The 8,588-nt window shown below is 68.9% G+C and carries 1 protein-coding gene; it reads left to right on the forward strand.

Annotated elements, in window-relative coordinates; genetic code table 11:
* Positions 1–8,588, forward strand: an 8,588-nt coding sequence (locus ACWEWT_RS38115; RefSeq protein WP_452565786.1) for an amino acid adenylation domain-containing protein, incomplete at both ends; no start/stop codon positions are given.

The raw sequence follows: 8,588 nt of genomic DNA on the forward strand, positions 1-8,588 counted from the left end.
GAGCTGGGTGAGATCGAGTCGGCGGTGCTGGCGCAGTCGGTGGTGAGCCAGGCTGTGGTGACGGTGGCGGCGTCGGATCTGGGTGAGCAGCTGGTCGCCTACGTGGTCCCGGCACCCGGTGCGCAGATCGTTTCGATGGTCCTGCTGGACGCCCTGCGTGAGGTCCTGCCGATCTACATGGTGCCCGCCGCGGTGGTCGTGCTCGACGCGTTCCCGTTGAACACCTCGGGCAAGCTGGACCGTAAGGCGTTGCCCGCGCCGGTGTTCGAGACCAAGGAGTTCCGGGCGCCCTCGACGCCGATCGAGGAGATCGTCGCGGGAGTCTTCGCCGATGTGCTCGGTGTCGAGCGGGTCGGTGCCGATGACGATTTCTTCGCGCTCGGTGGTAACTCGCTGGTCGCGACCCAGGTCGCGGCCCGGATCGGGGTCGCCCTGGACGCCACCGTGCCGGTGCGGATGCTGTTCGAGGCCGCCACGGTGACCGCCCTGGCCGCGGCCGCCGAGTCCGCTACCGGGCGCGGGGGCCTGCCGGTGCTCGCGCCGCGGGAGCGGCCGGAGCGGGTGCCGTTGTCGCTGGCGCAGCAGCGGATGTGGTTCCTGAACCGGTTCGACGACCGGTCCGCCGCGTACAACATCCCGCTGGCCGTCCAACTGTCCGGTGACCTCGACGTCGACGCGTTGCGCGCGGCGGTGTCGGATCTGGTGGCCCGGCACGAGGTGCTGCGGACCGTGTATCCGGAGGTCGACGGTATCGGCCATCAGCAGGTGCTACCGGCCGACGAGGTGCGTTTCGAGCTCGCCGCAGAACCGGTCACCGAGGCCGAACTGCCGGTGCGGGTGCTGCAGCTGGCCGGTGTGTTCTTCGATGTGACCGCCGAGCTGCCGTTCCAGGTGACCCTGTTGCGGTTGGACGACCGCAGACATGTCGTCGTCCTCGTCGCGCATCACATCAGCTCCGACGGGTTCTCGCCGCGGCCGCTGCTGCGCGATCTGGTCGTCGCCTACACCGACCGGAGTCGCGGCGTGACTCCCGGCTGGGAGCCGTTGGCGGTCCAGTACGCCGATTACACGCTCTGGCAGCGTGAGGTGCTGGGTTCGGAGGACGATCCCGAATCGGTGGCCGCCGAGCAGGTCGCCTACTGGAGCGAGCAGCTGCGGGATCTGCCGGATCGGCTGGAACTGCCGACCGACCGGCCGCGTCCGGAGATCGCTTCCAATTCCGGTGCCGCCCACGATTTCGCGATCGACGCCGAACTGCGGGGCGGCCTCGAGAGCCTGGCCCGCGCGCACGGGACGACTCTGTTCATGGTCGTGCACGCGGCGCTCGCCGCGTGGGCTGGCCGGCTGTCCAGCAGTTCCGATATCAGTATCGGTACCCCGATCGCCGGACGCGGCGAACAGGCGCTCGACGATCTGGTCGGTATGTTCGTCAACACCCTGGTCCTGCGTACCGAGGTGGCCCCGGGGACCCCGTTCACCGAGTTGCTGGCCGAGGTGCGCCGGACCGACCTCGCGGCCTTCGCCAACGCCGATGTCCCGTTCGAGCGGCTCGTCGATATCCTCAACCCGCGCCGGTCGCAGGCGCACCATCCGCTGTTCCAGGTCGTCCTGGCATTCGAGGCCGCGTCGGTCGCGGACACCACGGCGGTATCGTTGCCCGGGCTCGATCTCGGCGTCGTCGAGTTCGAAACCGGCCAGTCGAAGTTCGATCTGCAACTGACGGTCGGTACCGAGGGTGCCGCCGACGGTGGCCTGCGTATGCAGTGGGCCTACGCCACCGATCTGTTCGATCCGGCCACCGTGTCCGTTTTCGCCGATCGGTTCGTACGGATCCTGCGTGCGATCGCCGACGCGCCGGAGACCGCGGTCGGTGATATCGATCTGCTCGGTACGACCGAGCGCCTGGATGTGGCGCAGCGCTGGGTGCGATCCCGGGCCGACGCCGGTCCCGGCGTGTTCAGTGTCGACGGCGTACCGGTCGATCGCCCGGAGACCGCCACCCTGGCCGGCCTGTTCGAGGTGGCCGCCGGGGAGCATCCGCACCGGACCGCCGCGAAGTACGAAGGTGACCAGCTCACCTACGCCGAACTGGATCGTCGCGCGAATGTGCTGGCGCGCCGGTTGATCTCCGAGGGCGCCGGGCCGGAGACCCTGGTCGCGGTGCTGTTGCCGCGCTCGCTGGATCTCGTGGTCGCACTGCTCGCGGTGATCAAGTCCGGTGCCGGTTACGTACCGGTGGACCCGGACTACCCCGCCGACCGGATCGCCTATGTGCTCGGGGACGCGGGTCCCGCGACCGTGGTGCTGGATTCCTCGGTGCGGGTGGACCTGCCCAGTGGTATCTCGCGCGTATTGATGGACGGTTATTCCGTAGAGGTCGGCGATATCGAGGATGCCGACGACGGCCCGATCACCGATGCCGATCGGCTCGCGCCGCTGCGCCCGGACAACACCGCCTACGTCATCTACACCTCCGGTTCCACCGGGCGGCCCAAGGGCGTCGCGGTGGCGCACCGGAACGTGGTGCGGCTGTTCGCCAATACCGAGCGCGAATTCGGGTTCGGCGCCGAGGACGTATGGACCCTGTTCCACTCCTACGCCTTCGACTTCTCGGTCTGGGAGCTGTGGGGACCGCTGCTCTTCGGCGGCACCCTGGTGGTCGTCGACTACTACACCTCGCGTTCGCCGCAGCAGTTCCTGGAACTGCTGCGCACCGAACGGGTCACCGTGCTGAACCAGACGCCGTCGGCGTTCTACCAGCTGGCCGAGGCCGATCGCACCGCGGAAGCGGAACGGCCGCTGGCGCTGCGTTACGTCGTATTCGGTGGTGAGGCACTGGAACTGCGGCGGCTCAGCGATTGGGTGACCCGCCACGGTGACGGTACGACCGGACGCACCGTCGCGATCGGCGACCGGGAAACCGCTTCGCCGCTGCTGGTGAACATGTACGGCATCACCGAGACCACGGTGCACGTGTCCTACCGGGCGCTCGACGCGGAGACCATCGCCGGCGCGGCCGGAAGTGTGATCGGCAGTGCGCTGGGCGGGCTGCAGACCTACGTACTGGACAACCGGCTGCAGCCGGTGCCGGTCGGGGTGGCGGGTGAGCTGTATGTGGCGGGCGGGCAGCTGTCCCGCGGTTACCTGGGGCGCCCGGACTTGACGGCCGCCCGTTTCGTGGCGAACCCGCTGGCCGATCCCGGTACGCCCGGGGCGCGGCTCTACCGATCCGGCGACCTCGCGCGCTGGAACCGGTTCGGGGAACTCGAATACCTCGGCCGCGCCGACGATCAGGTCAAGGTGCGCGGTTTCCGGATCGAACTCGGTGAGATCGAGGCCGCGGTGCTCGCGCAGCCGGGTGTCGCGCAGGCCGCGGTCATCGTCCGCGAGGACAATCCGGGTGACCACCGGATCGTGGCCTATGTGGTGCCGGACGCCGGAACAGAGCCCGATACCGAGCAGATCCGGGAGGGCGCGGGCCGGCGGGTCCCGTCCTATATGGTGCCGTCCGCGCTGATTGTGCTGGACCGGATCCCGTTGACCATCAACGGAAAACTGGACCGCCGGGCACTGCCCGCGCCGGTGTTCGAATCGGGTGGTTCCCGGTCCGCGTCGACCCCGATCGAGGAGATCGTGGCCGGGGTGTTCGCGGAGGTCCTGGGTACCGAACGGGTGGGCGCCGACGACGATTTCTTCGCCCTCGGTGGTAACTCACTGATCGCGACCCAGGTCGCGGCCCGGATCGGGGCCGCCCTGGACACCACCGTGCCGGTGCGGATGCTGTTCGAGGATTCGACGGTGGCCGCGCTCGCGGCCCGGGTGGAGCAGCAGGCCGGTGCCGGCGGGCGTCCGGTTCTCGCCGCGCGTCCCCGCCCCGAGCGCCCGCCGCTGTCGCAGGCCCAGCAGCGGATGTGGTTCCTCAACCGCTTCGAACCGGAGTCCGCGGTCGACAACATCCCGATCGTGCTGCGGCTCACCGGCACCGTCGATATGACGGCGCTGCTGACCGCGGTGGCCGATGTGATCGCCCGGCACGAATCCCTGCGCACCGTGTACCCGTCCCACGACGGTGTCGGTTTCCAACAGGTGCTGCCGCCGGAGCGGGCGGTCCCGGAGGTAGCGGTCGTCGATTCGCACCGGGCCGCGGCGCCGGGTGCCGAGCTCAGTGCCGAACTCTTCGCCTCGATCGCCGAATTCGTCGTGCGCGGTTTCGATCTGACCGACGAACCGCCGGTCCGGCTGCAGGTCTATCGCCTGGCCGCGGACGACCACGTGCTGGCCGGTGTGGTGCACCATATCGCCGCCGACGGTTTCTCGATGCGGCCGCTCAGCCGTGATCTGATGATCGCGTACTCGGCGCGTTCGACCGGCGCGGTCCCGGAATGGGAACCGATGGCCGTGCAGTACATCGACTACGCGATGTGGCAGCGCGATGTGCTCGGTTCCGACGACGATCCAGGGTCACTGGTCTCCCAGCAGCTGGACTTCTGGCGCGCCGAGCTCGACGAACTGCCCGATGAGCTCCGGTTGTCCAGCCGGCCCCGGCCCGCGGTCGCCAGCGAGCGGGCGGCGACGCACCGATTCGTGGTGCCCGGTGCGGTGATCGACGAGCTGAACCGGGTCGCGCAGGCCCAGGGCGTCACGCTGTTCATGCTCGTGCACAGCACATTCGCCACCCTGCTCGCCCGGCTCAGCGGCACCACCGATATCGCCATCGGTATCCCGGTCGCCGGTCGTGGCGAGCGCGTGCTCGACGAGTTGGTGGGTATGTTCGTCAACACACTGGTGTTGCGGACCCGGATCGATATCGGCGCCCCGTTCACCGATCTGCTCGCCCAGGTGCGCGATCGTGATCTGGCCGCGTTCGCGCACGCCGATGTGCCGTTCGAGCGCCTGGTCGAGGTCCTCAATCCGGTGCGTTCGCAGTCGCGGCAGCCGCTGTTCCAGGTGATGCTCGCCTTCCAGAACCTGGGTGACAACCGGCTGGAACTGCCCGGCCTGACGATGACCGGGGTGGGTGTGGATACCCCGACCACCAAATACGATATGTCGCTCACCATGAGCGAGGCGGTCGCCGACGGATCCGGTATGGACGCCGAGATCCTCTACGCGACCGATCTATTCGACGACGAGTTCGTCTCCGAGTTCGGCCGCCGGTTCGTGCGGGTGCTGCGCACGGTGATCGCGGACGCGACGGTACCGGTCGGCGATATCGAACTCATGGCCCCGGCCGAACGCGCCCTGGTGCTCGATCGGTGGAACGCGACGGGCTTCCCGGTGGAGACCGCGCTCACCGAGACCCCCGGCAATGCGACGGCGACCCTGGTTTCCCTGTTCGAGGCGCAGGTCGCCCGGACACCGGACGAGATCGCGCTGACCTTCGAGGGGACGAATCTGTCCTACGCCGAGTTCGCGGGCCGGGTACACCGGCTGGCCCGCCGGCTCGTCTCGATGGGTGTCGGGCCCGAGGTGTATGTGGCGCTGGGTATGCAGCGGTCCTTCGACCTCGTCATCGGTATGTACGCGGTCGTCGTGGCCGGTGGCGCCTATGTGCCGCTGGATCCGGATCAGCCGGTGGAACGGCTCGGGCACATCCTCGACACCGCGCAACCGGTCTGTGTGCTCACCTCCGGTGCCGATCTGGACCCGGTAATCGAGCGGCAGGTCCGCATCGACGAGCTGGATTCGACCGAATTCTCCGACGCGCCGCTCACCGACGCGGACCGGCTGCGGCCACTGCGCTCGGGCAACACCGCGTACGTGATCTTCACCTCCGGTTCGACCGGCCGCCCCAAGGGTGTCGCGGTAGCGCACGCGGCGATCGTGAACTGCCTGGTCGGTACCCACGCCCGCTACGGGATGGCCGCGGCCGATGTCATGTTGCAGCGCGCCACGGTCACCTTCGACGCCTCGGTCCGGGAGTTCTTCCTGCCGTTGCAGGTGGGTGCCCGGCTCGTGATCGCCCGTCCGGACGGACACCGGGATCCCGGTTACCTCGCGGAGATCATCGCCGCCGAGGGCGTGACGACGGTGCAGTTCGTCCCGTCGATGCTGTCGGTCATCATGGCCGAGACCGGTCCCGAGGCATGGTCGAGCCTGCGCCACATCATCGTCGGCGGCGAGGCGCTGCCCAACGATGTACCGCGCCGGCTGCGGAAACTGAGCAACGCCCGGCTGCACAACCTGTACGGGCCCACCGAGGCCACGGTCGACCTCATCTACCACGAAGTGACCGAGGCCGATACCGTCTCGGTGCCGATCGGTGTCCCGGCGTTCAACACCCAGGCCTATGTGCTGGACGGCCGGTTGCGGCCGGTGCCACCGGGGGTGCCGGGTGAGCTCTATCTGGCCGGCGCGCAGCTGGCGCAGGGATATGTGGACCGTCCCGATCTGACCTTCGACCGGTTCGTGGCCAACCCGTTCGGTGCGGGCGAGCGGATGTACCGGACCGGCGATCTGGTCCGCTGGAATTCCGACGGCGAGCTCGAATATCTGGGCCGCACCGACTTCCAGGTGAAGCTGCGTGGTCTGCGGATCGAGCTCGGTGAGATCGAATCCGCGCTGGTCGGTATGGACGAGATCGCTCAGGCCGTCGTGGTCATGCGCGCCGACGAGCACACCGGTGACCAGCTGGTGGCCTATCTCGTACCGGATACCGGCCGGGCGATCGATCCGGAATCGGTGAAGACCGCACTGCGTGCCGAACTCCCGGCCTATATGGTGCCCGCGGCCTTCGTGATGCTCGACGCCTTCCCGATGAACGCGTCCGGGAAACTGGACCGCAAACTGCTGCCGGCGCCGGTGTTCGAGGCCCGGGTGTTCCGGGCACCGTCGACCCCGATCGAGGAGGTCGTGGCGTCGACGTTCGCCGATGTGCTCGGTCTCCAGCGGGTCGGCGCGGACGACGATTTCTTCGAGCTGGGCGGTAACTCGCTGGTCGCGACGCAGGTCGCGGCGCGGATCGGGGCCGCGCTCGATACCCAGGTGCCGGTGCGGGCGCTGTTCGAGGCGCCCACGGTGGCCGCGTTGGCGGTGCGGGTCGAGCAGACCGGTGAGCGGGCGCGTCCGGCGTTGGAGGCAGGACCGCGGCCCGAACTGGTGCCGTTGTCGTTCGCGCAGCAGCGGATGTGGTTCCTCAACCAGTTCGATCCCACCTCGGTGGCCTACAACCTGCCGATGGCGATCCGGCTCACCGGCGAGCTGGACGTGGCGGCCCTGCGGGCCGCACTGGCCGATGTGCTGCGGCGGCACGAATCGCTGCGCACCTACTTCCCACAGCGCTACGAGATGCCGGTACAGGTGATCGTGCCCGCGGAGCAGGTCGATCTGGGGCTGGACACGGTCGCGGTCACCGCGGCCGAGCTACCCGCCGCGATCGCGGAGTTCGTGGGCGCCGGCTTCGACGTATCCGTGGCCCCGCCGTTGCGGACCCGGTTGCTCGAGCTGACGCCGCGCGAATACGTGCTGGTCGTGGTGGTGCACCACATCTCCGGTGACGGTTTCTCGATGACCCCGCTGGCCCGGGACGTGATGACCGCGTACGCGGCGCGGGTCCGGGATCTGGAGCCGGGCTGGGATCTGCTGCCGGTCCAGTACGCCGACTTCACGCTGTGGCAGCGCCGGGTGCTGGGCGCCGAGGACGATCCGGCCTCGCCGATGGCGCGGCAGATCGCTTTCTGGCAGCGCACTCTCGCCGGTGTCCCCGACGAGCTGGCACTGCCGCTGGACCGGTCGCGCCCGGCGGCGGCATCGATGCGCGGTGCCACGGTGAGCGGTGAGTTGCCCGCCGAGCTCGTCGCGGACCTGGACGCGCTGGCACGTCGTCGCGGTGCGTCGATGTTCATGGTGTTCCATGCGGCGCTGGCGGCGCTGCTGGCGCGGTTGTCCGGCGGCGACGATATCGCGATCGGTACGCCGATCGCGGGTCGTGGTGAACGGGCGCTGGACGATCTGGTCGGCATGTTCGTCAATACGCTGGTGTTGCGGACGAGTGTCGGCTCGGGTGAATCGTTCGCGGAATTGCTGGACCGGGCACGACAGACCGATCTGGACGCGTTCGGTAATGCCGATGTGCCGTTCGAACGGCTGGTGGATCTGCTGGCGCCGGAGCGTTCGCAGGCCCGCAACCCGCTGTTCCAGGTGGCGCTGTCGCTGCAGAACCAGGAACAGGCGGTGCTCGACCTGGCGGGTCTCGAGGTCTCCGGGGTGGAACTCGCCGAGGATGTGGCCCGCTTCGATCTGCAGTTCACGCTGGCCGACAACGGGTCCGGCGGGATGACCCTGTTCCTGAACTACGCCACCGATCTGTTCGACGAGGCGACCGTCCGCACCATGATCACCCGGTTCCGGTGGCTGCTGGCCGCGGTGGCCGCGGACCCGGATGTGCTGCTGGGCGCGGTGGAGATCATGGACGAGACCGAGCGGGGCGAGATCCTCGCCCGTTCGGGTGGTCCGGCGGTACCGGCTTCGACACTGCCCGAGCTGCTGGCTGCCGCGGTGGCGGTGGATCCGTCGGCGCCGGCGGTGGTGTTCGAGGGTGTCCGGTATTCCTATGGTGAGTTCGATGTGCGGTCGAACCGGTTGGCGCA

The organism is Nocardia sp. NPDC003963 (genome assembly GCF_053605105.1).